The organism is Bradyrhizobium sp. ORS 285 (assembly GCF_900176205.1).
Taxonomy (GTDB): Bacteria; Pseudomonadota; Alphaproteobacteria; order Rhizobiales; family Xanthobacteraceae; genus Bradyrhizobium.
Map to the genome: position 1 here is coordinate 589,181 of NZ_LT859959.1, position 24,700 is coordinate 613,880.

Below are 24,700 nucleotides of genomic sequence, written 5' to 3' on the forward strand. Positions count from 1 at the left end.
GCTCCGCTCAGAGATAGCCGGCGACGCGGAGACGCTCGAAGGCGTCCTCGGTCTCATGGTCGAGCGCGCGTCCCGCACGTTCCGGCACCTTGGTGCTTTCGAGCTCGGCGAGAATCTCGGGAATGTTCGATGCGTTGGAGGCGACGGGGAACGTGATGTCCTGATCGCCAAGGGAGCGATAGCGCTTGCCGTTCTTCGACAGATACAGCGGGATGATCGGGATGTTCTCGCGTGCGGTGTAGGCCCAGATGTCGGCCTCGGTCCAATGCAGGATGGGATGGATGCGCAAGTGCGCGCCCTGCGGCGGCGAGGCGTTGAAATGGTCCCAGAACTCCGGCGGCTGGTCGCGGACGTCCCAATTGCCTTCGGCGCCGCGCGGCGAGAACACGCGCTCCTTGGCGCGCGTCGCCTCCTCATCGCGACGAATGCCGGCGATCAGGCCGTCGAACCCATGCTTGGCGAGCGCCATCTTCAGGCCCTCGGTCTTTCGCGCGGCGGAGCGCGCGGCCGGCGGCAGGGTCGGATCGACGGCATCGATCGGCGGGCATGGCTCGACGCGGAGATCGAGGCCCCATTCCTGCGCGTAGGTGTCGCGGAAGGCATACATCTCCGGAAACTTCTTAGCCGTATCGACGTGCATGGCCGGAAACGGCACCCGGCCGAAGAAGGCTTTCCGCGCCAGCCAGATCATCACGTTGGAATCTTTTCCCAGCGACCACAGCAGCGCCAGCTTCTTCAGCCGTGCAAAGGCCTCGCGGAGAATGTAAATGCTCTGCGCCTCCAGCTGGTCGAGATGATCCATCGTCGGCGCGGCGTTCAGCACGCGCGGCATGGAAGATGCTTGCTCGAGCTCGGAAGAGGGCAACCGGTCTCTGGAAACGTCGTTGGTGAGAATGTGCATGCTGTCAGCCATCGCCTGCTTGGGAGAAAATTCTATGGCGAAGCCAGGGAAAAATTTTCTCTTTACGTCCGCGGCGTGACACTTATATAGAAAATAATTCCAGTCAACCCCGAAGAGTCGAAGCCGAAGAACGCAATGCAATATCTGCCGGTGTTTCTCGATCTGAAGACCGGCCCCGTGCTGCTGATCGGCGCGGGCGAGCTCGTGCGCGCCAAGCTCAGGGTCCTGCTGTCCGCGGGTGCGCGCATCCGCTGGTTCGCGACCGATGGCGACTTCGATCTTGGCGGGCTCGATGATCACGGCCAGATCGAGCGCAGGGAGGGCGATCCGCTGAGCGCCGATCTCTCCGGCGTCATCGCAGTGCTCTGCGCCGGCGCGGGCGATATCGGCGTCGCAATGTCGGCGCGGGCGCGCAGCGTGGGTCTGCCCGTCAATGTGATGGATGACCTCGCGCATTCAAGCTTCATCTTTCCGGCGATCGTCGATCGCGGCGACGTCGTGGTGGCGATCGGCACCGGTGGCTCGTCGCCGGTCGTGGCGCGCCGCGTGCGCGAGCGGATCGAGGCGCTGCTGCCGGCGCGGATCGGCGAGCTCGCGGGCTTCATCGGCGACTTCCGCAAGATCATCAATCCGCTGATCGCCGAGATGCCGCTCCGCCGCCGCTTCTGGGAGCGCGTCGTCGACGGCCCGATCGGCGCGCTGGTGCTGGCCGGGCGCAAGCAGGAGGCCGAGGCGGCGCTGCACGGCATCGCCGATCCCACCGCCTTCGCGGGTGCCGATCATGCCGGCCGCAGCGAAGGCCATGTCACCTTGGTCGGCGCCGGCCCGGGCGATCCCGATCTCCTGACCATCAAGGCGCTGCGCGCGCTGCAGGACGCCGATGTCGTGTTCTACGACGAGCTGGTGACCCCAGAGATTCTCGATCGCATCCGCCGCGACGCCTCGCGCGTGCCGGTCGGCCGCCGCGTCGGCAAGCCCGGCATCGGCCAGGATGCGGTCAACAAGCTGCTGATCGACGCCGCCCGCGAGGGCAAGCGCGCGGTCAGGCTCAAGGGCGGCGACGCTTTCGTGTTCGGCCGTGGCGGCGAGGAGGTCGATGCGCTGCGCAAGGCCGGCGTGTCCTACACCATCGTGCCCGGCATCACCGCCGGTATCGGCGCGGCCGCGCAGTTCGAGGTGCCGTTGACCTTCCGCAGCAAGGCGCTGCGCATCACCTTCCTCACCGCACACAAAGAGCGCGATGCCGAGGCGGTCGATTGGTCGGTCCTGACGGATACCAAGATGACCGTCGTCGTCTACATGGGCATGACGGCCGCTCCGGCGGTGCGCTCCGGCCTGCTCGCCGCGGGCCGTTCGCCGCAGACGCCGGTCGGCGTGTTCGCGCGCGTGACGCGGCCGGATGCGCAGGCCGCGGTCGGCACGCTCGATCAGTTGCCTGATCTGGTCGGCCAGATCGATGGCGGCCCGGCCATTCTCATCATCGGTGACGTCGTGGCGCATTCGGCGCCGTGGCGTCAGCAGAATCTCAGTGGCGTGATTGCAAAACTCCTGGAACCCGTCTGAATGACCTCCCCGCTGCAACAGAAGATCAAGATCACCGGTCCCTCGATCGTCACCGCGAACCGCACGTGGGATGGCGCGGTGATCTACCGCACCGGTTCGAAGAGCTGGTCCGATGAGCTCGCGGATGCGGCGATCGTGCGCACCGCCGACGAGGCGCGTGCGCTGCTGACCGAGGCGGTGGCCGATGATCTCAACGCGATCGGGCCCTATATCGCACCGGTCGAGGTCGAAGCCGATGGCGCAGTGAAGCCCGGCAACATGCGCGAACACATCCGGCTGACGGGCGCGACCATCGCGCTCCCGGCTCAAGCCTGAAGGCCTTCTCATGTATGCTTATGACGAGATCGACCGCACTTTGGTCAACGAGCGCGTCGCCGAATTCCGCGACCAGGTGAAGCGGCGCCTCTCGGGCGAATTGTCCGAGGACGAGTTCAAGATGCTGCGGCTGCAGAACGGCGTGTACCTCCAGCTGCACGCCTATATGTACCGCATCGCCATTCCCTACGGCACCCTGGCCTCGAACCAGCTGCGCCGGCTGGCGCACGTCGCGCGCCGCTACGATCGCGGCTATGGCCACTTCACGACCCGGCAGAACATCCAGTTCAACTGGATCAAGCTCGCCGAGCTGCCGGATGCGATGGCCGATCTCGCCGAGGTCGGCATCCAGTCGATGCAGACCTCCGGCAACAACATGCGCAACGTCACCGCCGACCAGTGGGCCGGCGTTGCGCCGGGCGAGGTCGAGGATCCCCGCATCTGGGCCGAGCTGCTGCGCCAGTTCACGACGCTTCACCCGGAATTCTCGTTTCTGCCGCGCAAGTTCAAGATCGCGATCACGGCCTCCGAGCATGATCGCGCCGCGATCAAGATCCACGACATCGGTCTGCGCCTGTTGAAGAACGAGCACGGCGAGACCGGCTTCGAGGTGCTGGTCGGCGGCGGCCTGGGCCGCTCGCCGTTCATCGCCAAGACCATCAAGCCGTTCGTGCACGGCCACGACATTCTGAGCTATGTCGAGGCGATCCTGCGCGTCTACAATCAGTACGGCCGCCGCGACAACATCTACAAGGCGCGCATCAAGATCCTGGTGCACGAACTCGGCATCGAGAAGTTCGCCGCCGAGGTCGAGGAGGAGTGGCAGCAGATCCGCGAAGGCGTGCTGAAGCTCGATGACGGGATCGTCGAGGACATCCGCTCGCGCTTCTTCTACCCGGCCTATGAGACGTTGCCCGCAATGCCGGACGAGCTGAAGCAGGCCGCGCATGATGCCAAGTTCGAGGCCTGGCGGAAGAACTCGGTGTTCCCGCACAAGCAGCAGGGCTACGCCATTGCCGTCGTGTCGCTGAAGCCGGTCGGCAAGCCGCCGGGCGATGCGACCGCCGACCAGATGGATGCGCTGGCCGATATCGCCGACAAATATTCGTTCGGCGAGATCCGCGTCGGCCATGAGCAGAACCTGGCGCTGCCGCATGTGCGCAAGCGCGATTTGCGGGCGGTGTGGAAGGCGCTCGAGGCGATTGGGCTGGCGATCCCCAACGTCAACCTCGTCTCCGACATCATCGCCTGCCCGGGGCTCGATTATTGCTCGCTCGCCAATGCGCGCTCGATTCCGATCGCGCAGGAGATCACGCGGCGCTTCGCCAATCACGACACGGCGAACCTGATCGGCCGGCTGCACATCAACATCTCCGGCTGCATCAATGCCTGCGGCCATCATCACGTCGGTCACATCGGCATCCTCGGCGTCGAGAAGAACAACGAGGAATTCTATCAGATCACGATCGGCGGCCGCGCCGACGAGGGCGCCGAGCTCGGCACCCTGATCGGCCCCGCGGTGCCCTATGCCGAAGTTGCCGATGTCGTCGAGGACATCGTCGAAGCCTATCTTGCGCTGCGCGCGCACCCCGAGGAGCTGTTCGTCGACACGGTGAAGCGGCTTGGGGTCGAACCATTCAGGGAGCGGGTTTATGCCACTCGTTAAGGGCGGACACATCATCGCGGACGAGTTCGTTCGCGTCACCGAAGACGCCGAGCTGCCGGCGCAGGGTGCAATCCTCGTCTCCGAGACGCGCTTTCTCGCCGGACCCGACGCGCTGGTCAGCCGCACCGGTGGCAAGCTCGGCGTGATCTGGCCGAACAATCGCGATGTCGATGATCTCGTGCCGTATCTCGATCGGCTCGCGCTGGTCGCGCTGGTGTTCCCGAGTTTTCGCGATGGCCGCGCCTATACCCAGGCGCGCCTGCTGCGCGAGCGCTACGGCTATCGCGGCGAGCTGCGCGCCACGGGGCAGGTGCTGCGCGATCAGTTCGTGTTCATGCTGCGTGCCGGCTTCGACGCCTTCGACGTCAAGAAGCAGGCGGACGCCGAGGCCTTCACCGAGACCGTGAAGCGCTATTCGGTGTTCTACCAGCCGGCCGGCGACGGCAACATCTCGGCGCTGCATCAGCGGCTGCAACTGCGTCATTCGGAGCGCGCCGGGCTGTGAGCACGCTGGCCGCATCAGATCACGTCGAACAAGCCCCGGTTGCGGCGCTTGACGCCGCGCTGCGCACAGCTTCGCCGCACGAAGTCATCGCGGCCGCGCTGCAGGCGATCGGCCGCGAGCGGCTCGCGGTCGTGTCGTCGTTCGGCTCGGAATCGGCGGCCTTGCTAAAGGTGACGGCCGATGTCGATCCGGCCATTCCGGTGATCTTCCTCGACACCGGCCATATGTTCGCCGAGACGCTGGCCTATCGCGACCAGCTCATCGAGATCCTCGGTCTGCGCGACGTGCGCTCGATCAAGCCGGATGCCGCAGCGCTCGCGCGCGAGGATGCCGACAACGATCTCTGGTTCTCCGATCCCGACGCCTGCTGCCGCATCCGCAAGGTGGAGCCGTTGGCGCGCGCGCTCGCGCCCTTCACCGCCTGGATCAATGGCCGCAAGCGCTTTCAGGGCGGCGTGCGCGCCGGGATTCCCGTCGTCGAGCAGGACGGTGCGCGGGTGAAGTTCAACCCGTTCGCCAATGTCAGCCGCGAGGACATCGCGGCGATCTATCGCTCGGCCAATTTGCCGCAGCACCCGCTGGTGGCCTCCGGCTTCCGCTCGATCGGCTGCATGCCATGCACCAGTCGCTCGGATGCAGGCGAGGGCGAGCGCGCCGGACGCTGGCGCGGCCGTGACAAGACCGAATGCGGCATCCACACGGCGGCGTCGCTGCCGAGCTAGGACACGCCGCAGGATTTCAGAACGGCCGGCAAAACCTGCTCGCCATTGTCGGCCCGGATCACGAAGGTGAAGGCGGTCACGGTGTCCGCCCATATGATCTTGTCGGCGGTTGCGTTCAGATCCGCCGAGTCGGGCGGCGCGAGATCCCACAGCATCAATCCGGTGCCGGCGAACGACGAGGCCTTCAGGTCTTCGACCTTGAACAGCATGACGCCGTCTTTCTCCGTCTTGCCGGGCACGTAGGTGGCAGACGCCTTCAATGTGCGCTGCTTGGTGTCCTGCAATTCCGCGGGCCGGTCCTTGAGACTGCGCAGCGGGGACGGAATGGCGCCATCGCGATCGATGATGTAGAGAGCCACCGACTGGTCCAGGCAGCGCAGCATGCCCGGATATGTCTTCGTCTTGAGCAGAACATCGACCCGCGCGACCGGGGTGCCGTCGACCTCGCCGACACGGAAGCCAATCCGGCCATCAGCCTGAGCGCCGGGAGGCGCGAACAGCAAGGCGGGGGCCATCAGCAGAGCGACCATGATCGCCTTCAGCCGCCGTCGGAGGGCGCTCCTCCCTGTCAATTCCAAGGTCCCCATCAGCGCTGCCCTCATCGTAAGTGCCATTTGTCCCGTCCAGGTTGCGGAGGTGATGATGCGAACATAGAGGGAACAATGTCAAGCGCCGGTCGGTTGCAGCCCGGCTCGGGACGCATCATCTGGTTGGAGCCCATGGGATCATGACGGCAGTGTGTCGTGGCGAAGAACAGTCCTTCTGATGCGCGATGGTTCGTAGCACAATGCTAATGCCCGCCCGAAAACAAGAGAAGTCGGTTTCGTTGACTCTGAACCTCACATCCGGCGATCTGGTGTTTGGGCCTGCAACATCGCGGGCATGGGAATGGAGAGCATTCGATGATGCGGCGTGTTCTGGCTGTTGTCGCGGGTCTGGCCTGGGCGGGGTCGGCCTATGCCGCCGACGTGAACCTGCTCAACGTGTCCTACGATCCGACCCGTGAGCTCTATGTCGAGTTCAACAAGGCGTTCGCTGCGAGCTATCAGAAGGAGACCGGCAAGTCGGTCGAGATCAAGCAGTCGCATGGCGGCTCGGGTGCGCAGGCGCGCAGCGTGATCGATGGCCTGCAGGCCGACGTCGTCACCCTGGCGCTGGCCTATGACATCGATGCCGTTGCCAACAAGGGACTGCTCGACAAGGAGTGGCAGAAGCGTCTGCCGCAGAACGCCTCGCCCTACACCTCGACGATCGTGTTCCTGGTGCGCAAGGGCAATCCCAAGGGCATCAAGGACTGGGACGACCTGCTCAAACCGGGCGTCGACGTCATCACGCCCAATCCGAAAACCTCCGGCGGCGCCCGCTGGAACTATCTCGCTGCCTGGGGCTACGCGCTGAAGAAGACCGGCTCGGCCGACAAGGCCAAGCAGTTCGTCGCCGACCTCTATAAGCACGTTCCCGTGCTCGACACCGGCGCCCGCGGCGCGACCGTCACCTTCGTGGAACGCGGTGTCGGCGACGTGCTGCTGGCCTGGGAGAACGAGGCGTATCTGGCATTGAAAGAGTTCGGTAAGGAAAAGTTCGAGATCATCTCGCCCTCGCTGTCGATCCTGGCCGAACCGCCAGTTGCCGTGGTCGACAACGTCGTGGCCAAGAAGGGCACGCAGGCGGCGGCTGAAGCCTATCTGAAGTACTGGTATACGAAAGAAGGCCAGGAAATCGCCGCACGCAACTTCTATCGTCCGCGCGATCCCGACGTGGCCAAGTCCTACGCCGAGTCGTTCGCCAAGGTCGATCTGTTCACGATCGACGACGTGTTCGGCGGCTGGACCAAGGCCCAGAAGGATCACTTCGGTGAAGGTGGCGTGTTCGATCAGATCTACAAGAACTGATTGTCCGGACGGGTAGGGACATTGGAATGAGCCAGGTGGCTTCTTGAGCGTACTTGCACCCCGACGCAGCACCTTGCCGGGCTTCGGTCTCACCATGGGACTGACGTTGACCTGGCTGTCCCTGATCGTGCTGATTCCCCTGGCCGGACTGTTCGTCCGTTCCACCGATCTCAGCCTGGCGCAGTTCTGGGATATCGTCACCAGCCGGCGCACCTTGAGCGCGCTGAAGATCTCGTTCGGCCTCTCCTTTGCCGCAGCGTGCGTCAACCTCGTGATGGGCACGATCGTGGTCTGGGCGCTGGTGCGCTACCGCTTCCCGGGCCGCAGGCTGTTCGACGCCATCGTCGACGTGCCGTTCGCGCTGCCGACGGCGGTGGCGGGCGTGGCGCTGACCGCGTTGTTCGCGCAGAAAGGCTGGCTGGGTGCGCCGCTGGCCGCTGCCGGCATCAAGGTGGCGTTTACGCCGCTCGGCATCTTCATCGCGATGATCTTCATCGGCATCCCCTTCGTCGTCCGCACCGTGCAGCCGGTGCTGATCGATCTCGACCCGGAGATCGAGGAAGCCGCAGCCAGCCTCGGCGCCAGCCGCTGGCACATCGTCACCAAGGTGATCCTGCCGAGCCTGACGCCGGCGCTGCTCACCGGCTTCGCGCTCGCCTTTGCGCGGGCCGTCGGCGAATACGGCTCGGTGATCTTCATTGCCGGCAATCTCCCCAACGTCTCCGAGATTGCACCCCTCCTGATCGTGATCCGCCTGTCCGAGTTCCGCTATGCCGACGCCACGGCCATTGCAGTGGTGATGCTTGTGGTGGCATTCGTGATCATCTTCGCGGTGAATCGCCTGCAGCGCTGGGCTCAGTCCCAGGCGTCCACCTGAGGCCGCGACATGAGCATCGAAATGACCCTGCAACGGACGCCGGATGCCTCGGCGCGCAGCATGGCCGAAACGGCCGCCCGACGCGATCCTCGCGCCGAGCCCACCGTCGTTCGCTTCGCCATCATCACGCTCGCGGTCGCCTTCCTGTCCGTCTTCGTCGTGCTGCCGCTGGTGGTCGTATTCGTCGAGGCGTTCGGCAAGGGCATCGCGGCCTATCTGTCCGCGCTGGCCGATCCCGAAGCATTGTCGGCCATTCGGCTCACGCTCGGCGTCGCGGCGGTCTCGGTCGGCACCAATCTGGTGTTCGGCCTCGCCGCCGCCTGGGCCATCGCGAAGTTCGACTTTCCGGGAAAGACCTTCCTGATCACGCTGATCGACCTGCCGTTCTCGGTCAGCCCCGTCATCTCCGGCCTTGTCTTCGTGCTGCTGTTCGGCGCGCAGGGTTTCTTCGGGCCGTGGCTGCAGAGCCATAATCTGCAGATCCTGTTCGCCTTCCCGGGCATTGCGCTCGCCACCATCTTCGTGACCTTCCCCTTCGTGGCGCGCGCGCTGATCCCGCTGATGCAGGAGCAGGGCACGCAGGAGGAGGAAGCGGCGATCTCGCTCGGTGCTTCGGGCCTGCAGACCTTCTTCCGCGTCACGCTCCCCAACATCAAATGGGGCGTGCTGTACGGCGTCCTGCTGTGCAATGCGCGCGCGATGGGCGAGTTCGGCGCGGTGTCGGTGGTGTCAGGCCATGTCAGAGGCGAGACCAACACGATGCCGCTGTTGGTCGAGATCCTCTACAACGAGTACCAGATGGTGGCCTCGTTCGCGATCGCCTCGCTGCTCGCGATGCTGGCGCTGATCACGCTGATCGCCAAGACCATTCTCGAACGTAACATCGACGAGGACATGCCTCATGACCATTGAAGCGAGAGGCGTCGTCAAGACCTTCGGCGCGTTCAAGGCGCTCGACGGCGTCGACCTGAAGGTCGCGAGTGGCGAGCTGCTTGCGCTGCTCGGGCCGTCAGGCTCGGGCAAGACGACGCTGTTGCGCATCATTGCTGGGCTGGAATGGCCCGATGCCGGCGAGATCCTGTTCGACGGAGAGAACGCGCTCGACCGCGGCGCGCGCGAGCGCCATGTCGGCTTCGTGTTCCAGCATTATGCGTTGTTCCGGCACATGAGCGTGTTCGAGAACGTCGCCTTCGGTCTGCGCGTGCAGCCGCGCCGCATCCGCAAGAGCGAGGCGCAGATCCGCGCGCGCGTGAAGGAGCTGCTCGATCTGGTGCAGCTCGACTGGCTCGCCGACCGCTATCCGAGCCAGCTCTCCGGCGGTCAGCGCCAGCGGATCGCGCTCGCGCGCGCGCTCGCCATCGAGCCGCGCATCCTCTTGCTCGACGAGCCGTTCGGCGCGCTCGACGCCAAGGTGCGCAAGGAGCTCAGGCAATGGCTGCGCACCTTGCATCACTCGATCAACGTCACCTCGATCTTCGTCACGCATGATCAGGAGGAGGCGCTCGAGGTCGCGCATCGCGTCGTCGTGATGGACAAAGGCCGCATCGAGCAGGTCGGCTCGCCGAGCGACGTCTATGACAGTCCGGCAACGGCGTTCGTGCACGGCTTCATCGGTGAATCGATCATGCTGCCGGTGGAAGTCGCCGGCGGCGCCGTGCATCTCAACGGCCGGCCGCTGGACATTGTCGCCGAGGGCGCGGCCGCCGGCGCTTCGACCCTGTTCGTGCGCCGCCACGACATGCTCGTCGGCCCCGCCGACAGCGGTACGCTGCACGGCGCCGTCACCCACGTCCGCAGCTTCGGCCCGGTACAGCGCGCCGAGATCGCGCTGACCGAAGGCTCCACCATCGAGATCGACGCCCCGCGCGACCGCGACCTCCGCATCGGCGACCGCGTCGGCCTGAAGCCGCGGCACTATCGGATTTTTGCGGGCGGGTAGCGGCGGTCGGGCTCAACTCCGTTTCAAGGTCATTAGTCACAGGCAGCCGACCAAAATTCGGTGTCGTCCCGGACAAGCCGTGACGCGCAAAGCGCGTCGCGGCGCCGATCCGGGACCCATACTCCGTGACGCCTGTTTGAGGCACGCTGCAGCAGCACCGCGTCTCACCACAGCCGCCACGGAGTATGGGTCCCGGCTCAAGGCCGGGACGACACTGAGGGTGAGGCGCGGTCATGGGCACACGACGTCCAGGGCCGCGGTCGGCGCTGAATGCCCACAGGCTTGACCGAACCGGCATTATGGTTGACCAACCCTTACCCGGCCGCACTGGATGCAATTGCGCTGATGGAACTTACCGGCGATTCACCTTTCAGCCACGGTTGATGTGCAACAACCCGCCTCTCTTCTCGGCATAGGGACTGGTTCATTGAAGCATCCGGCACTCGCTCTCTCCATCGTCCTCCTGCTCGCCGGCTGCGCGGCCGAGGCGCCGGTCGTGCAGGCGCCGACCATGTATGCCGACATGGCGGTCGCCGGCGCCAAGCTCGATGCGGTCGCCGCGGCGACGATGATCTCACAATACCGTCAGAACAACGGGCTCGGCATGGTCGAGGTCGATCCCGAATTGATGCGGCTCGCCGAGTCGCAGTCGCAGGCGATGGCCGACAAGAACAAGCTCGATCACGACGTGCGCGCGCCGCTGGCCAAGCGGCTGAACGGCGCCGGATATGATGCCGTCGTCGCGGTCGAAAACGTCTCCGCCGGCTACCACACGCTCGCGGAAGCCTTTTCCGGCTGGCGCGATTCGCCGCCCCACCGCGCCAACATGCTGAAGAGCGGTGTCACAAAAATAGGCATTGCCGCGAGCTATGCTCCAAATACGAAATACAAGGTCTTCTGGACCATGATCCTGGCCGCTCCGGACAGCAAGAAGCCTTCCTGACAGGCACCCCTGCTTGCCGCGCGGGCGGCAACCTGTCCGGCTGGGCCTCACTGCTGGCCGGAGGCGACCTGTTCCGGAGGTTGATTTGACGTTATCAGGAACTCACGCCACGCTGGCGCAACTGCTGATAACCGATCGATTGACATGAATCATCATCCGCTGCCGGCTCCGCCGACAACTCCCTCCGATGCCAAGCGCGTGCTCGTCCTGCAGGGCGGTGGCGCGCTCGGCTCCTATCAGGCCGGCGCCTATCAGGCGCTGTGTCACTTCGATTTCGAGCCCGAATGGGTCGCCGGCATTTCGATCGGCGCGATCAATTCCGCGATCATCGCCGGCAACGAGCGCGACAAGCGCATCGAGCGCCTCAAGGAATTCTGGCACATGGTGTCCTCGCCGGTGCCTTGGAAGCCGCTGCTCGATGGCGACCATCACCGCTCGGCGTTCAACGAGGCGAGTGCAGCGCTGATCGCGGCGTTCGGCGTCCCCGGCTTCTTTACGCCGCGCTTTCCGCCGGCGCCGCTGTGGCCGGCCGGCACGCCGCAATCGGTCAGCTATTACGACACCGCGCCGCTCAAGCGCACGCTGGAGCGGCTGGTCGATTTCGATCGCATCAACGATCTCAAGACGCGGCTGTCTGTCGGCGCCGTCGGCGTCACCACCGGCAACTTCACCTATTTCGACAATGTCGAATTCAAGAGGCAGGGCAAGCGCATCACGCCCGAGCACATCATGGCCTCCGGCGCGCTGCCGCCGGGCTTTCCGCCGGTCGAGATCGACGGCGAGCATTACTGGGACGGCGGCATCGCCTCCAACACGCCGCTCGACTACGTGCTCGACACCGAGACCGACCGAGACCTGCTGATCTTCCAGGTCGACCTGTTCTCCGCGCGCGGTGAACTGCCGCGCACCTTGCTGGAGGCGGCCGAGCGCGAGAAGGACATCCGCTATTCCAGCCGGACGCGGATGAACACCGACAAGAACCGGATGATCCACAACACGCGCAAGGCATTCCGCGAGCTCTATGCCAAGCTGCCCGATGAGCTGCGCAACGATCCCTCGCTCGAGATCCTGTGCAAGGCTGCGCAGGAGAACACCGTGACGGTGGTGCATCTGATCTATCGCAGCAAGAACTACGAGAGCTCCTCGAAGGACTACGACTTCTCCCACGTTGCGATGGTCGAGCACTGGGAGGCGGGGGTGCGCGACGTGCACCAATCGATGCGCCACAAGGACTGGCTGGAGCGACCGCAGTCCGGCGAAACCATGGTCACCTACGATCTCACGCAGGACGGCAACCTCGCTGCCGCCAAGAAGGAGTAAAGCAATGACGACGAATCTGAAGGGCAAGACCGCGGTGGTCACCGGCTCGACCAGCGGCATCGGACTCGCGATTGCGCGCGGCTTCGCCAGCGCGGGCGCGAACATCGTGATCAACGGCTTCGGCGCGGCCGCCGACATCGAGAAGGAGCGCGCCGCGATCGAGAGCGAGTTCAAGGTCAAGGCGGTGCACTCGCCCGCCGACATGACCAAGCCAGCCGAGATCGCCGGCATGATCGCGCTCGGCGAGAGCACGTTCGGCAGCGTCGACATTCTCGTCAACAATGCCGGCATCCAGTTCGTCTCGCCGGTCGAGGATTTTCCGCCGGAGAAGTGGGAGCAGATCATCGCGATCAATCTCTCCTCGGCGTTCTACGGCATTCACGCGGCCGTGCCTGGCATGAAGAAGCGCGGCTGGGGCCGCATCATCAACACAGCCTCCGCTCACTCACTGGTCGCCTCGCCGTTCAAGTCGGCCTATGTGTCGGCCAAGCACGGCATCGCGGGCCTGACCAAGACGGTGGCGCTGGAGCTTGCGACCTTCAAGATCACCTGCAACTGCATCTCGCCCGGCTATGTCTGGACGCCGCTGGTGGAGAAGCAGATTCCCGACACGATGAAGGCGCGCAATCTCACCAAGGAGCAGGTCATCAACGACGTTCTGCTCGCGGCCCAGCCCACGAAGGAGTTCGTGACGGTCGACCAGGTCGCAGCACTGGCGCTGTTCCTGTGCAGCGACGAGGCGGCGCAGATCACCGGCACCAACCTGTCGATCGATGGCGGCTGGACTGCCGCGTAACCTTGTTTGATGGGGCGGAGCCTGTTTCATCCACACCGTCATCGCCCGGCTTGACCGGGCGATGCAGTATTCCAGAGACGGCCGTGATCGATCGAGAGGCCGCGGCGTACTGGATTCCCCGTCTTCGCGGGGAATGACCAAGGGTGGGGTTGGAGGCTATCCGTCTCACGCAAAGGATCAATTTTGCGCCGGAGCGGGTTTCGCTTCGGCGCGCGCCATTCTACAAGCGTGCGTTTCCACGACCAGCGCACGGACTTTCATCTTGCTGACCACGATCATCGGCCTCGGCGCCGCCACCTGCACCACATGCTCGTTCCTGCCGCAGGTCATCAAGGCCTGGCGGTCGCGCTCGACCCATGACATCTCGATGGGCATGTTCGTGCTGCAGACCACCGGCAATTCGATGTGGCTGCTCTACGGCGCGCTGATCAGCGACCTGCCGCTGGTGGTCGCCAATGCCATCACGCTCGGCCTGGTCGCGGCGATCCTCGGCCTGAAGCTGCGCTACGGCTAAAGCATGATCCGGAAAAGTGCGTAGCGGTTTTCCGAAAAGATCATGCGCAAACCAACAACCTGAAGCGCGATGACGATTCAACCCGATCTCATCGCGCTTTAGGCGCGCTCGGCGCCTGAGCAGCGATCAGCTGCGGCGCGCGAAGATGTTGGTGTTGGTCGACGCGACGCTCTGGCCCGGCGGCAGCACGACCACGGTCGAGCCGAGCTGGACGTGGCTGTAGAGATCGGCGACGTCGGTGTTGGTCATGCGGATGCAGCCCGACGAGATCGCCTGGCCGATATATTCGGGCTGGTTGGTGCCGTGGATGCGGTACAGCGTGTCCTTGTTGCCTTCGTAGAGATAGATCGCGCGGGCGCCGAGCGGATTGGCCGGGCCACCGGCGACGCGCTTCGGATAGGGCCCGAGGCGCGCCTGGATATCGGCCGTGGGAACCCAGTCCGGCCACTCGGCGAGCTTGCCGACGGTCGCGACGCCGGAGAACGCCATCGCCTCCTCGCCGACGGCCACGCCATAGCGGATCGCCTTGCGGTCGGGCAGGACGTAGTAGAGCAGGCGCGCATCGGTATCGACGACGATGGTGCCCGGCTGTTCCTGCCTGGTGTACTCGACAATGTGACGCTGGAACTGCTGCGGGATCTGCGCTTCGGCATAAGGCGCGCGGGCCAGCAGCTGGCGGTCGCGCGGCGTCAGGGCGGCATCCGTCGTCGGCGACAGCGTCGCTTCCATGCAGCCGGCCAGCATGAACGTTGCGGCCAGCGATAGCGCGACCCCCAGTCTCGACATTTCATTCTCCCCCAGCGCACGGTCAAATCATGTGCCCGGAGGATCGCGCCAATATCATGGCGTTGCACCCAACACTTGCGTGATCGGCGCGCGCGAGAGGATCGGGGCGTGCGCTGCTCTCAGTTCCGTCAAGGCGAGGACAAGATGACGCAACAGATGCGTCAACATGGCTCCCTCAACGTGCCTTGCCGAAGGCGAGGACATGCAGTCCGAGCCGCTGCTTGACGATGCGAAACAGCAGCACGGTTTCGAACACCAGGGACAGCGAGGTGGCGGCAGCGGCGCCATGGCCGCCGAAATGCGGCACCAGCATGATGCACAGCACGAGGTTCATCACGAACGCGGCGGCATACGCCATCGCGCAGGCGCGCTGCTGGCCGAGCATGTTCAGGAGCCGCTCGACCGGGCCGATCGCCGCGCGCACCACGAGGCCGATGGCTGCGATGAACATGATGTCGTAGCCCGCGGTGAACTGTGCGCCGAACAGCCAGAGCAGCGGCTTGCCGAGCGCGAGCAGCACCAGCGTCGCGGCGAGCGAGGGCCAGAACGTCCATTTGATCGCGTAGGCGACATAGGCCGACAGCCGCGCCTTGTCGCCGAGCGCATGATATTCGGCGAAGCGATGCGCCGTCGTCGCCGACATCGCGTAGTGAATGAACGAGACAAGCGCCAGCGTCTTCACCACGGCAAAGTAGATACCGACCTCTTCGGAGGAGCGGAACTGCTGCAGCACCAGCACGTCGGTGTAGGACAGCAGCAGATAGAAGCTCTCGACCAGCAGGATCGGCAGCGAGATCGCGAGCCAGCCCCGGACGTCGTACTGCTTCGGTCCGCTCTCGATGTGACGATCGAGCCTGCGGTTCAGTACCAGCATCTGGCCCAGCATCGCGATCCACACCGCGGCGGCGCTCGCCGCCATCGCGGCGGTGGCGCCGAGATCGAAGCCGAGCACGAAGGCGCCGGCGGTGAAGCCGATGATCAGGGATTGCCGGATGATGAATTGCGGCATCAGGCCGAGGCTCATCCAGTCGTGCGAGCGCGCGATGCCGTCCTGGGTGTTGGCGACGACGAAGGCCGGCAGCGTCAGACAGCCGATATAAAGCGGCATGCGCTCGCTTGCATCGATCCACGGCGAGAGCAGGGCGATCAGGCCGGCGAGAAGCAGCGCGGCGATGGTGGAGGTCGCGAGCGTCAGCCAGCGGCCGCCGGAGAGGAAGCCGCGCAGCAGCGCGGGCTGGCCCGACGTGCGGTAGTCCGGGATGATCTTCTGCGCCGACGACGCAATGCCGAAATCCAGCATGCTGCCGAGCAGCAGCACCCAGGTCCAGACATAGACGTAGGTGCCGTAATCCGAGCCGCCCATCCAGCGCGCGAGCAGGATCTGGCTGAGATAAGCGAGCCCGGCGCTGAGCACGCGGATGAGGAAGATGGTGCCGGCCAGCCGCCGCGTCAGCGAGGCCTCGCCGCTGCCGCCGAGCGCGGCCAGGCGCGCCTTCAGCCGCGCTGCGAGGCGCGTCGATGTCGTGTCGTTGCGGGCGTCGATCACGGCCACGGCAGAGGCTCCACGGCCGCGCGGATCGCGGCTGAGGATCCTCTCCTATCAACGCATCGTTAAGAATCGGTTGGACAGGCGCTAAGTGACGGCGTCACGGCAGGTTGACGTTGAACTCGTAGGCTTTGTCCGGTCCGACGACCGTGAGCTTCAGCGCCGCGCCGTCCGGCTTGACGCCGGGCGGTACGCCGTCGAGCTCGAACGCGAAGCGCTTGATGCCGGGCGTGCCGCTGTCGCGTGCGGTCGGGATCGGCAGCGCCCAGTCCGGCGTCGGCCCCTCGACATAGAGGTGCACGCCGTGCGGATCGGCAACGGCGACATCGACGATGACGTCCTTCTTGCCGTCGCGCTTGACGTCGCGGATCGTCAGCGGATTGCCGTCGCCGACATTGACCGGCTTCGGCACCGTGTCGAGCGCCGCCGACAGCGCGGTGTCCTCGGTGCTGGCGACGCTGGTGAAGGCGAGCTCGGCCTTCGCGTCCACCGGGATGCAGATCTTCTCGCAGACCGCGTAGCTGATGTCGGCGCGCAAGGTCACCGGCTTGTCGACGCTCTTGGCGACGATGCGCAGCGGCAGCACGACCTGGTCGTGATAGCCGAGCGAATGGCCGCCGGCGCCGTCGTCGAATTTGGTCGGCGCCGGCCATAGAACCGTCACCGCTTCGACGTTCTCCGACTTGGAAAAGTCGAACCGCGGCGGCACGCCGGAATCGCCGGGCGTGCGCCAATAGGTCTTCCATCCCGGCTGCAGCTGAAACGCGATGCCGCCGAGCATCACCGGCCCACTGCGCGAGCCCGCGAGCAGGCGCACTGCGGAGTGGCTGTCACGCTGCCAGGGCGAGGAGTCCTGCGCCCGTGCGCCGGACACGAGGCAGGACGATATGAGGGCGACGGCGAACAGTGTGGCGGAGTGATGAGGAACCAAGGCGGACATGAGACGTCTTTAGAGTGCTGTTCAGGCGCAAACCATTGAATTGCTTGTGAGGCGGATTTCGTCGCGGGGACCTGAACCTTGATTGACAGATGCGCATCCCAATATCAGGATATCAACGATCATGAGAGTCCTCGCGGATGAATCCTGAAGCAAAAAGGCTGGGCGACATTCGCCGCAAGGTAACGGGGATCGGCGATCACGCCTCTCACGGCGGCTACCTCGACGGCCAGCTGCTGGTTGCGATGCCAGTGATGGGCGATTCCCGCTTCGAGCGATCCGTGATTTATCTGTGCGCGCACTCGGCCGAGGGCGCCATGGGTATCATGGTGAACCGCCCGGCGGGCAGCATCGATTTCCCGCAGCTCCTGATGCAACTCAATATCATCGAGAAGGGCAATCAGATCAGCCTGCCCGACAGCGCCGAAACCATGAAGGTGCTGAGCGGCGGCCCGGTCGATACCGGCCGCGGCTTCGTGCTGCATTCGAGCGACTACTTCATCGCCAATGCCACGTTGAAGATCAATGATGGCGTCTGCCTGACGACGACCATCGACATTCTCAAGGCGATCGCCAAGGGCAATGGTCCGAAGCACGCCATCCTCGCGCTCGGCTATGCCGGCTGGCGCGCCGGCCAGCTCGAGGAGGAGATCCAGGACAATGGCTGGCTGCATTGCGACGCCGATCCGGACCTGATCTTCGGCGACAATGTCGAGAACAAATACGACCTCGCGCTGCGCAAGATCGGCATCGATCCGGGCATGCTGTCCAACGCCGCAGGGCATGCTTAAGCGGCAGCGTTTCTGCTCCTGCTGCCCTTCCGAGATCGCAGCAAGATTTTGCAAGATCGCAGCAAGGTTGCGAAAACTCGGTCGTACCCCCGGGTCGTCCCGGCTCGGGGGCCGGGACGACACCGGTGTTGTTGAGCTCGACCTACAAACATCTCTCCATGATGCTCGAAATAGCAGAGTCCCCGCGGAGACTCTGGATTGCTTCGTCGCTTCGCTCCTCGCAATGACGGCCTCTGCTGATAGCCGCGGTGGAAGCTACTCCGCCGCCTGCTGCGCCACGGTCGACTCGGTGCCGGCCACCGTCGCGCGGCGCATGTCGCGGGGCTGCGACTGATCGTAGCGGCGGACGCGGTGCATGGTCTGGCGATTGTCCCACATGATCAGATCGTGCAGCCGCCATTTGTGCACATAGACGAACTCGGGCTGGGTGGCGTGCTCGGTGAGGTCGCGCATCAGCAAACGTCCTTCGGGCATGCTCATGCCGACGACGGCGCCGGCATGCGACGACAGATACAGCGACTTGCGGCCGTGCGCGGGATGCGTTCGCACCAGGCGCTGCAGCACCGGCTTGAACATCGCCTTTTCCTCCTCGGTGTAGTCGAGGAAGCCGAGCGAGCCGCGTGAATACATCAGCGAATGTTCGCAAACGAGATTGTCGATCTCGGCCTTGGTGTCCTGATCCAGCGCATCATAGGCGGCGCGCATGTCGGCGAACTCGGTGTTGCCGCCCTTCGGATTGACGATGCGCGCCGAGAGAATCGAGTACTTCGCCGGGATCGGGCGGAACGAGCTGTCGGAATGCCACAGGCAGTTGCCGAGATTGAACAGATGCGTGCGGTGATCCGGCGGCAGCGGCTTGCCGTCCTTGCCGAGATTGGACACGTCGTTCAGTCCGGTGGTGAGGCGATAATCCTCCTTCTTGGTCACCGTGCCGCCGCGCGCCTGCTCGCGCTCGCCGAAGTTCAGCGCGAAAGCGAGCTGCTGCTCGTCGGTGATGTCCTGATCATGGACCACCAGCACCGCGTAGCGATCGATCGCGGCCTGCAGCTCTGCGACCTCGTCGCGCGCAAGAGGCTTGCGCAGGTCGATGCCTGAGACTTCGCCGACGAAATGGGGATGAAGCTGCCGGATGGCGATTGCCATGGCGTCCTCCTTGCGTGTCCTCATCATGGCGGACTCGTGCCCGCTTCTGATCCGAGAGGCTACGCCCGCGCGCTGCGAAGTCAACGCGAAGCGCGGAGGGCGACGCGCACGGCTGTCATGCCCGCCCGGCAGACATCACGCATTGCGCGCCATCAGCCCGCCGTCGACAGGGATCACGGCGCCGGTGATGAACGACGCGGCCGGCAGGCACAGGCTCAAGGTGATGTGCGCCACTTCCTCCGGATCGCCATAGCGTCCGAGCGCGGTGCGGCGCCTGGCGTAGATCGCCTTCTGCTCGTCGGGAATGCGCGCGGTCATCGCGGTCGTGATCGGCCCGGGGCAGATGCAATTGACGGTGATGCTGTCGCGTCCGAGCTCGACGGCGAGCGAGCGCGTCAGGCCGGTCACGCCCGCTTTCGCCGCCGAATAGGCGCTGTGCAGCGCAGTGGCGCCGAGCGCCTCGGTCGAGGCGATGTTCACGATGCGCGGGCTGTTCGACCGGCGCAGATGCGGCAGCGCGGCGCGGATGACGCGCTGCTGCGCTGTCAGCATCACGGCGATGCCCTTCGCCCAGGATTCGTCATAGGCCTCGTCGTCGATTGCCAGGCGCACCGAGATGCCGGCATTGTTGACGATGATGTCGAGGCCATCGAAATGCGCCGCGGCCTCGTTCACGACGGTGCTGATCGCCTGGGGATCCGTCAGGTCGAGCCGCCAGGCGCGGGCAGTTCCGCCGGATGCTGCGATCTCGGCGGCGACAGCGTGCGCGCCGCTCTCGTCGATATCCGTGACGGCCACCCGCGCGCCATCATCGGCGAACACCCGCGCGGTCGCGCGGCCCATCCCGGAGGCCGCACCCGTGATCAGCACGGTCGATCCCCGGACCGTTCGACTGAGTTGTCGATGTTCATGCATATTTGCGGCTCACGGAAAAATGCACATCGTCGCTGCTCTCCAGCGATTATCACCAATCAGACGCATTTGGTCAGCACCGATCTGGCCTGGCCGCGTTCACGTTGCTGACGTGATGGACTAACGAACCGGAGTGATCATGGTGCTCAAGACAGTCATCGGCCTGGTTTTGGCTGCGGGATTGTTTGCTGCCGACGCCGCAGGCGCCGACAGCATCAACGCCGGCGGTCGGAAGGCAAGTGCCGTTCAGCCCTTCGATGCCAAGACGGTGGCCGAGTTCGACACGCCCTGGGCGATCGCGTTCCTCCCGGATGGGCGGATGCTGATCACGGAGAAGCCGGGCCGGATCTTCGTCGCCACCCAGAGCGGGCAGAAGACGGAGGTCGGCAACGTTCCCGCGGTTGCCGCGCGCGGACAGAACGGCCTCCTGGACATCGCGGTTGCGCCGGACTTCACGACGTCGTCGCAGGTCTACATCAGCTACACCGAGCCGAATGCCGACGGCAGCCGCCTCGCTCTCGCCCGTGCCGTTTTGTCGCTGGCAGACGGCCGCGCCGGCCTGACAAATCTCTCCGTCATCTGGCGTCAGACGCCGGCGGGAGGCGGTGGCCAGCCCGGCGGCATCATCGCGTTCGATCCGCAGGGAACGCATTTGTTCCTGACGGTGGGCGACCGCATGCAGCCGACCAGCGCACAGGATCCACGCCAGGCGCGCGGCAAGGTACTACGGCTCAATCTCGACGGCTCGACGCCATCAGACAATCCGATGGCCGAGGACAAGGGCGTGCCGGCGCAGACCTGGACCACCGGCCACCGCAATCCCTATGGCCTCGCCTTCGCGCCGGACGGCAAGCTCTGGCTGCACGAGATGGGCCCGCGCGGCGGTGACGAGCTCAACCTGATCGAGCCGGGCAAGAACTACGGCTGGCCGCTGGTCTCGAACGGCGACAATTACGACGGCACGCCGATTCCGCGCCATGCGACGCGCCCCGATCTTGCGGCGCCGCTGCTCTACTGGGATCCGGTGATCGCGCCGGCCGGTCTCGCCTTCTATGACGGTGCGATGTTTCCGCAATGGAAGGGATCGGCGCTGATCGGCGGCCTCCGGGCTCAGGCGCTGGTGCGGGTGGCGTTTCGCGCCGATGGCCAGCCCGACGAGGCGGAGCGCTGGGATATGGGCGAGCGCATCCGCGATGTCGCGGTGGCGCCGGATGGCGCGGTCTGGATCATCGAGGACGACTCGCCGGGCCGGCTCAGGCGGCTGACGCCGGCGAAGTAGGCTCCCGTCGCGTTCGCCGCGCTGACCTGCCGTCACGTTGACAGCACCACCGCCGCTCTCCACACATGGCGAAACCCGTGGCGTAAGCCGTGGCGAACAAACAACAAGGGGAGAGCAGGGAGATGAACGCGCTCGATTTCTCAGGGCGGCAGGTGCTGGTGATCGGTGGATCCAGCGGCATCGGCAACGGCATCGCGCAGGCGTTTCGCGCGCAGGGCGCTCGGGTCGCGATCTGCGGCACGCGCGCCAGTGCGGCCGATTATCGCGCCGAGGACGGCTCCGATCTCGAGGGGCTCGACTATCATCAGCTCGACGTCAGCAACGCCGCCGCGATCGAGGCGTTCGCGCCGCGCTTCGACCGGCTCGACGTGCTGGTGCTGGCGCAGGGCGCGGTGCTGTATCGGCGCGGTGAGTTCGCGATGGACGGCTTCCGCAAGGTGCTGGAGGTCAACCTCATCAGCCTGATGGCCTGTGCGACCAAGTTTCACAGCCTGCTGAGCGAGGCCAAGGGCGCGCTGATCATCGTGTCGTCGACCGCGGCCTATCATTCGACCATGGGCAATCCCGCCTACAATGCGTCCAAGACCGGAGCGGTGGGGCTGACGCGAACGCTGGCTGAGGCGTGGGCCGCGGACGGCATCCGCGTCAACGGCATCGCGCCGGGCCTCGTCGATACCAAGATGACCAAGGTGACGACAGCCAACCCGCAGCGTCTCGAAGGCGCCCTGCAGCGCATTCCGCTGAAGCGGCTCGGCACGCCGCAGGACATGGCCGGCGCGGCGCTGTTCCTCGCCTCGCCGCTGGCCTCCTACATCATCGGGCAGACCCTCGTCGTCGATGGCGGCCTGATTTTGTAGTTCGCCGGAACCGTCGCCGCCCGAGCCGGTTAGCAGAGCGGAAAGCCCGCAAACGCGAGACAAGGAGAGGCGGCAATGGATACGGATCGTTTGACCGGTACGGCGAAGGATGTCGCAGGCAAGGTCGAGGGCGGCATCGGCGAGATGACCGGCGACAAGAGCACGCAGGCCTCGGGTCGTGCGCGCGAGGCTTCGGGCGTGGTGCAGAACCTGTACGGCCAGGCCAAGGACGCTGCCCGCGAGGCCGGCGATGCCGCGATGGACTATGCCAAGGACACGTTCGGTGGCAGCGCCGATAGCCTGCGTGACGGCACCCAGGCGCTGACCAAGCGGGTGCAGGACAATCCGATGGGCGCGCTGCTCGTGGCCGGCGGCATCGGCTTCATGCTCGCGATGCTGATGCGTCCGTCGAGCCGGCCGCAGCCGCAGCGCTGGCGCTACTGAGCCCGCGCGCAGACTCGGACTGAACAGACAATCGGCCCGCATTCCCCAGGGGAATGCGGGCCGATTGGCGTTGATGGATGGAGCAGATCTCGTTGGTTCTCAAAGCGCGATCAGCGCGCAGGCGCCTCCAGCGCCGCCGCCGAACGGCCCACTGATCCTGGCGGCCGCGGCGGCGCATTCGGATTGCGCACGGTCGGGGGGCGCGGCTGTGCCGGCTGTTGTTGCTGCTGCGGCGCGCCGAAGCCGAAGAAGTCGCGCATGCCGTTCTGATTGGCCTGACCGTTCGGGTTCGGCTGCTGCGTCTGGCTGGGCGCCGTCTGGCCGGGTGCAGCCGGGGTGGTCGGCCGCTTCGGCCGCTGCTGCGGCGGCAGCTGACCGGGGCTTGCGGGCGCGGGCTCCGGTGACGTCGCCGCGACCGGCGTATCCGGCTTGCTCAGCTCCTTCGGCGGCTCCTTGGCCTGTTCACGGCCGACCTCGCGGCGCGGCCAGACGAAATCGTCGGCGCGCCCGGCCGGCGGGCTGAGCGCCTCGCCCTTGACCAGGGTGCGCGCGGCCAGCGCATCGACCGCGGCGGGACGAGAGCCGGGGCCACCGAGCAGTTGGTCGGTGCCGACCGATGACGCCACCAGCGGCAGGATCGGTCCGGCCACCGGGCGTGGCGCGGGCTGACCAGGCACCGCATTGGCGTCTGGCGTCGCCGGCTCGGTCGGCAACTCCAGCGGGGCGGAGCGGGCCGCGAGCAGGCGGTTGATCTCGCGCTCGGCATAGTGCGCGAGCTTGCGCGCGCCGGGTTTGGTGAAATAGACGCCGTCATAGGAGCGCAGCTGGCGGATCTGGCCCTCGAAGTCCGGACCCTTCTGCAGGAAGCGGCCGGCTTCGTCGACGAAGCCATCCCAGACGTCGACATAGGTGATGCCAGCCTTGCCGGCGGCGTCGCGATAGAGCGAATCGAGGAACAGGCTGTCGGCGGTGCCCTTCGGGCCGCGCACCGCGGGCAGGCCGACCCAGAGCACCGGCACTCCCTTGCTCTTGGCGACCGCGATCATCTCCTCGATCTTCTTGGTATAGAGCTCGACCCAGCGCTCGTCGCGGAATTCGTACAGGGCGCCCGGCGCCCGCGCGGTCTTTTCCGGCGCGGCGACCGCAGGCGTGTCGTTGTCGGCCTCGTCCTGTGGCAGCTCGCTGTCGGCCGGCTTGGCGGCCGTGTCGGCCTTCGCATCGGGCTTGGCATCGGTCTTGGCTTCGCCGGACTTCGGATCGCCCGGCTTGCTGTCAGCCGGCTTTGCTTCACCCGGCTTGGCCTTGGCGTCCTTCTTGGTCTTGTCCGCCTTCTTGTCGTCGGGCTTGTCGGTCTTCTCCACCGCCGGCTCGCGGATCGGGAGACGGTCGTTGAGGCCGAGCATGATGACGATCGCATCGGCCCGCTCAGTCGCTAGGATGCCCTTGGCGGCGGCGGCCCAATCAGCCGGCTCACCCTTGGGCTGGTATTTGATTAGGCCGGAGTTGGTCTTGATCCGGCGCGTGATGCCCATGTCGGGCTGCTCGGAATAGGCATCCTCGAGGCCATAGGCCAGCCAGTCGGCCATGCCGTCGCCGAGCACCAGCACGTAGCGCTCCGGCGCATTGGCATTGTCGCGCCTCTCCGGTGGCGGCGCCTTGGAATAATCCTGCTGCACCCGCTTCGGCTGCTGCGGCTGGAACGGCGCAAAGAAGTCGCTGCCGAACCATCCGCCACCGCCACCGCCGCCGCGCTGCGGCCCCGGCCGGGGCGGGGGCGACGAGAATGGGTTGAAGTTGAAGAACTGGGCCGAGGCCGGGCCGGTGATCCCAACCAGCATGGCGATCACAACGGCCAAGACGACCGCCGGGCCGGGCTCGTTCAACAGCTTGAGAAGGAACTTCAGCTTTGACATGCGCACCCGTCCGCGCCGCCGCGCGTCGAAATCGTGACAGTCCATATAATAGGACCCGAATCAGGCCGCAAACGGGCATTCACCGGATGGTGTTGATGTCCGCCGGCAATCGCCCCGAAAGGTTACCGGGAACGGCCCG

At 65.6% G+C, this 24,700-nt stretch carries 25 protein-coding genes; 17 read left to right on the forward strand and 8 right to left on the reverse strand.

Annotation, left to right across the window (positions count from 1 at the left end; translation table 11 throughout):
• Positions 1-7 precede the first annotated feature (7 nt).
• Positions 8-802: a sulfate adenylyltransferase subunit CysD gene (cysD, locus tag BRAD285_RS02640; RefSeq protein WP_035648388.1), complete on the reverse strand. Its 795-nt coding sequence runs from the start codon at positions 800-802 to the stop codon at positions 8-10.
• 234 nt (positions 803-1,036) lie between these two features.
• Here cysD and cysG point away from each other — a divergent pair, with 234 nt between their 5' ends.
• Genes cysG through BRAD285_RS02665 form a run of 5 tightly spaced genes read left to right on the forward strand, consistent with a single transcriptional unit; the run spans position 1,037 to position 5,672 of the window.
• A complete protein-coding gene (cysG, locus tag BRAD285_RS02645) occupies positions 1,037-2,464 on the forward strand; it encodes a siroheme synthase CysG (RefSeq protein ID WP_006614659.1) in 1,428 nt (475 codons plus the stop codon).
• Entirely contained in the window at positions 2,465-2,779 is a 315-nt protein-coding gene (locus BRAD285_RS02650) for a DUF2849 domain-containing protein (RefSeq protein ID WP_006614658.1), read from the forward strand.
• 10 nt (positions 2,780-2,789) lie between these two features.
• Positions 2,790-4,445, forward strand: a complete 1,656-nt coding sequence (locus BRAD285_RS02655; protein WP_006614657.1) for a nitrite/sulfite reductase — start codon at positions 2,790-2,792, stop codon at positions 4,443-4,445.
• On the forward strand, positions 4,432-4,950 hold the full coding sequence (locus BRAD285_RS02660; protein ID WP_006614656.1) for a DUF934 domain-containing protein: 519 nt from the start codon (positions 4,432-4,434) through the stop codon (positions 4,948-4,950). The genes BRAD285_RS02655 and BRAD285_RS02660 overlap by 14 nt, the downstream gene beginning before the upstream one ends.
• Positions 4,947-5,672: a phosphoadenylyl-sulfate reductase gene (locus BRAD285_RS02665; protein WP_006614655.1), complete on the forward strand. Its 726-nt coding sequence runs from the start codon at positions 4,947-4,949 to the stop codon at positions 5,670-5,672. The genes BRAD285_RS02660 and BRAD285_RS02665 overlap by 4 nt, the downstream gene beginning before the upstream one ends.
• On the opposite strand, the gene BRAD285_RS02670 is transcribed toward BRAD285_RS02665, so the two are convergent.
• Positions 5,669-6,202 (reverse strand): hypothetical protein, encoded by a 534-nt coding sequence (locus BRAD285_RS02670; protein ID WP_035648369.1) that lies wholly within the window; start codon positions 6,200-6,202, stop codon positions 5,669-5,671. The two genes, BRAD285_RS02665 and BRAD285_RS02670, sit on opposite strands and share 4 nt — an antisense overlap.
• 372 nt (positions 6,203-6,574) lie before the next feature.
• Between BRAD285_RS02670 and BRAD285_RS02675 the strand changes: the two genes are divergently transcribed.
• The 8 genes from BRAD285_RS02675 to BRAD285_RS02710 all read left to right on the forward strand — a co-directional run bounded on the left by BRAD285_RS02675 (position 6,575) and on the right by BRAD285_RS02710 (position 13,953).
• Entirely contained in the window at positions 6,575-7,564 is a 990-nt protein-coding gene (locus BRAD285_RS02675; protein WP_006614653.1) for a sulfate ABC transporter substrate-binding protein, read from the forward strand.
• Positions 7,565-7,607: 43 nt separating this feature from the next.
• Positions 7,608-8,441, forward strand: a complete 834-nt coding sequence (gene cysT / locus BRAD285_RS02680) for a sulfate ABC transporter permease subunit CysT (RefSeq protein ID WP_006614652.1) — start codon at positions 7,608-7,610, stop codon at positions 8,439-8,441.
• Positions 8,442-8,450: 9 nt separating this feature from the next.
• Entirely contained in the window at positions 8,451-9,353 is a 903-nt protein-coding gene (cysW, locus tag BRAD285_RS02685; protein WP_006614651.1) for a sulfate ABC transporter permease subunit CysW, read from the forward strand.
• The gene (locus tag BRAD285_RS02690; RefSeq protein WP_006614650.1) at positions 9,343-10,380 is read left to right on the forward strand and encodes a sulfate/molybdate ABC transporter ATP-binding protein; all 1,038 of its coding nucleotides are present in this window, start codon (positions 9,343-9,345) and stop codon (positions 10,378-10,380) included. Before cysW ends, BRAD285_RS02690 begins: the two co-directional genes overlap by 11 nt.
• Positions 10,381-10,807: 427 nt before the next feature.
• Entirely contained in the window at positions 10,808-11,323 is a 516-nt protein-coding gene (locus BRAD285_RS02695) for a CAP domain-containing protein (RefSeq protein WP_035648367.1), read from the forward strand.
• A gap of 144 nt (positions 11,324-11,467) precedes the next feature.
• A complete protein-coding gene (locus BRAD285_RS02700; RefSeq protein ID WP_006614648.1) occupies positions 11,468-12,643 on the forward strand; it encodes a patatin-like phospholipase family protein in 1,176 nt (391 codons plus the stop codon).
• A 4-nt stretch (positions 12,644-12,647) separates the two neighbouring features.
• Complete coding sequence (locus BRAD285_RS02705) at positions 12,648-13,439, forward strand: 3-hydroxybutyrate dehydrogenase (RefSeq protein ID WP_006614647.1); 792 nt, start codon at positions 12,648-12,650, stop codon at positions 13,437-13,439.
• A 262-nt stretch (positions 13,440-13,701) separates the two neighbouring features.
• The gene (locus tag BRAD285_RS02710) at positions 13,702-13,953 is read left to right on the forward strand and encodes a SemiSWEET transporter (protein ID WP_006614646.1); all 252 of its coding nucleotides are present in this window, start codon (positions 13,702-13,704) and stop codon (positions 13,951-13,953) included.
• Positions 13,954-14,079: 126 nt separating this feature from the next.
• Here BRAD285_RS02710 and BRAD285_RS02715 read toward each other — a convergent pair whose 3' ends face one another.
• The 3 genes from BRAD285_RS02715 to BRAD285_RS02725 all read right to left on the reverse strand — a co-directional run bounded on the left by BRAD285_RS02715 (position 14,080) and on the right by BRAD285_RS02725 (position 17,225).
• A complete protein-coding gene (locus BRAD285_RS02715; RefSeq protein ID WP_006614645.1) occupies positions 14,080-14,739 on the reverse strand; it encodes a L,D-transpeptidase in 660 nt (219 codons plus the stop codon).
• Positions 14,740-14,914: 175 nt separating this feature from the next.
• A complete protein-coding gene (locus tag BRAD285_RS02720; protein WP_006614644.1) occupies positions 14,915-16,291 on the reverse strand; it encodes a lipopolysaccharide biosynthesis protein in 1,377 nt (458 codons plus the stop codon).
• 94 nt (positions 16,292-16,385) lie between these two features.
• Entirely contained in the window at positions 16,386-17,225 is an 840-nt protein-coding gene (locus BRAD285_RS02725; RefSeq protein ID WP_006614643.1) for a protein-disulfide reductase DsbD domain-containing protein, read from the reverse strand.
• Positions 17,226-17,362: 137 nt separating this feature from the next.
• Between BRAD285_RS02725 and BRAD285_RS02730 the strand changes: the two genes are divergently transcribed.
• Positions 17,363-18,013: a YqgE/AlgH family protein gene (locus tag BRAD285_RS02730; protein WP_006614642.1), complete on the forward strand. Its 651-nt coding sequence runs from the start codon at positions 17,363-17,365 to the stop codon at positions 18,011-18,013.
• Positions 18,014-18,268: 255 nt separating this feature from the next.
• Here the strand turns inward: BRAD285_RS02730 and BRAD285_RS02735 are convergent, their stop codons facing one another.
• Entirely contained in the window at positions 18,269-19,156 is an 888-nt protein-coding gene (locus tag BRAD285_RS02735; protein ID WP_006614641.1) for a TauD/TfdA family dioxygenase, read from the reverse strand.
• Between the two features lie 135 nt (positions 19,157-19,291).
• Positions 19,292-20,071, reverse strand: a complete 780-nt coding sequence (locus BRAD285_RS02740) for an SDR family NAD(P)-dependent oxidoreductase (RefSeq protein WP_006614640.1) — start codon at positions 20,069-20,071, stop codon at positions 19,292-19,294.
• 136 nt (positions 20,072-20,207) lie between these two features.
• On the opposite strand from BRAD285_RS02740, the gene BRAD285_RS02745 reads away from it, so the two are divergent.
• The 3 genes from BRAD285_RS02745 to BRAD285_RS02755 all read left to right on the forward strand — a co-directional run bounded on the left by BRAD285_RS02745 (position 20,208) and on the right by BRAD285_RS02755 (position 22,648).
• Positions 20,208-21,347, forward strand: a complete 1,140-nt coding sequence (locus BRAD285_RS02745; protein ID WP_035648364.1) for a PQQ-dependent sugar dehydrogenase — start codon at positions 20,208-20,210, stop codon at positions 21,345-21,347.
• A 122-nt stretch (positions 21,348-21,469) separates the two neighbouring features.
• A complete protein-coding gene (locus tag BRAD285_RS02750; protein WP_006614638.1) occupies positions 21,470-22,204 on the forward strand; it encodes an SDR family NAD(P)-dependent oxidoreductase in 735 nt (244 codons plus the stop codon).
• Positions 22,205-22,279: 75 nt separating this feature from the next.
• Positions 22,280-22,648, forward strand: coding sequence for a CsbD family protein (locus BRAD285_RS02755; RefSeq protein ID WP_006614637.1), 369 nt, complete (start codon positions 22,280-22,282; stop codon positions 22,646-22,648).
• 110 nt (positions 22,649-22,758) lie between these two features.
• Here the strand turns inward: BRAD285_RS02755 and BRAD285_RS02760 are convergent, their stop codons facing one another.
• Entirely contained in the window at positions 22,759-24,561 is a 1,803-nt protein-coding gene (locus BRAD285_RS02760; RefSeq protein WP_035648382.1) for a DUF459 domain-containing protein, read from the reverse strand.
• Positions 24,562-24,700 lie beyond the last annotated feature (139 nt).

What these genes read in the sequence shown, in the direction of transcription:
- cysD (WP_035648388.1), bottom strand. Translation starts at nt 802, where the DNA reads ATGGATCATCTCGACCAGCTGGAGGCGCAGAGCATTTACATTCTCCGC.
- cysG (WP_006614659.1), top strand. Translation starts at nt 1,037, where the DNA reads ATGCAATATCTGCCGGTGTTTCTCGATCTGAAGACCGGCCCCGTGCTG.
- BRAD285_RS02650 (WP_006614658.1), top strand. Translation starts at nt 2,465, where the DNA reads ATGACCTCCCCGCTGCAACAGAAGATCAAGATCACCGGTCCCTCGATC.
- BRAD285_RS02655 (WP_006614657.1), top strand. Translation starts at nt 2,790, where the DNA reads ATGTATGCTTATGACGAGATCGACCGCACTTTGGTCAACGAGCGCGTC.
- BRAD285_RS02660 (WP_006614656.1), top strand. Translation starts at nt 4,432, where the DNA reads ATGCCACTCGTTAAGGGCGGACACATCATCGCGGACGAGTTCGTTCGC.
- BRAD285_RS02670 (WP_035648369.1), bottom strand. Translation starts at nt 6,202, where the DNA reads ATGGTCGCTCTGCTGATGGCCCCCGCCTTGCTGTTCGCGCCTCCCGGC.
- BRAD285_RS02675 (WP_006614653.1), top strand. Translation starts at nt 6,575, where the DNA reads ATGATGCGGCGTGTTCTGGCTGTTGTCGCGGGTCTGGCCTGGGCGGGG.
- cysW (WP_006614651.1), top strand. Translation starts at nt 8,451, where the DNA reads ATGAGCATCGAAATGACCCTGCAACGGACGCCGGATGCCTCGGCGCGC.
- BRAD285_RS02690 (WP_006614650.1), top strand. Translation starts at nt 9,343, where the DNA reads ATGACCATTGAAGCGAGAGGCGTCGTCAAGACCTTCGGCGCGTTCAAG.
- BRAD285_RS02700 (WP_006614648.1), top strand. Translation starts at nt 11,468, where the DNA reads ATGAATCATCATCCGCTGCCGGCTCCGCCGACAACTCCCTCCGATGCC.
- BRAD285_RS02705 (WP_006614647.1), top strand. Translation starts at nt 12,648, where the DNA reads ATGACGACGAATCTGAAGGGCAAGACCGCGGTGGTCACCGGCTCGACC.
- BRAD285_RS02715 (WP_006614645.1), bottom strand. Translation starts at nt 14,739, where the DNA reads ATGTCGAGACTGGGGGTCGCGCTATCGCTGGCCGCAACGTTCATGCTG.
- BRAD285_RS02725 (WP_006614643.1), bottom strand. Translation starts at nt 17,225, where the DNA reads ATGTCCGCCTTGGTTCCTCATCACTCCGCCACACTGTTCGCCGTCGCC.
- BRAD285_RS02730 (WP_006614642.1), top strand. Translation starts at nt 17,363, where the DNA reads ATGAATCCTGAAGCAAAAAGGCTGGGCGACATTCGCCGCAAGGTAACG.
- BRAD285_RS02735 (WP_006614641.1), bottom strand. Translation starts at nt 19,156, where the DNA reads ATGGCAATCGCCATCCGGCAGCTTCATCCCCATTTCGTCGGCGAAGTC.
- BRAD285_RS02740 (WP_006614640.1), bottom strand. Translation starts at nt 20,071, where the DNA reads ATGCATGAACATCGACAACTCAGTCGAACGGTCCGGGGATCGACCGTG.
- BRAD285_RS02745 (WP_035648364.1), top strand. Translation starts at nt 20,208, where the DNA reads ATGGTGCTCAAGACAGTCATCGGCCTGGTTTTGGCTGCGGGATTGTTT.
- BRAD285_RS02750 (WP_006614638.1), top strand. Translation starts at nt 21,470, where the DNA reads ATGAACGCGCTCGATTTCTCAGGGCGGCAGGTGCTGGTGATCGGTGGA.
- BRAD285_RS02755 (WP_006614637.1), top strand. Translation starts at nt 22,280, where the DNA reads ATGGATACGGATCGTTTGACCGGTACGGCGAAGGATGTCGCAGGCAAG.
- BRAD285_RS02760 (WP_035648382.1), bottom strand. Translation starts at nt 24,561, where the DNA reads ATGTCAAAGCTGAAGTTCCTTCTCAAGCTGTTGAACGAGCCCGGCCCG.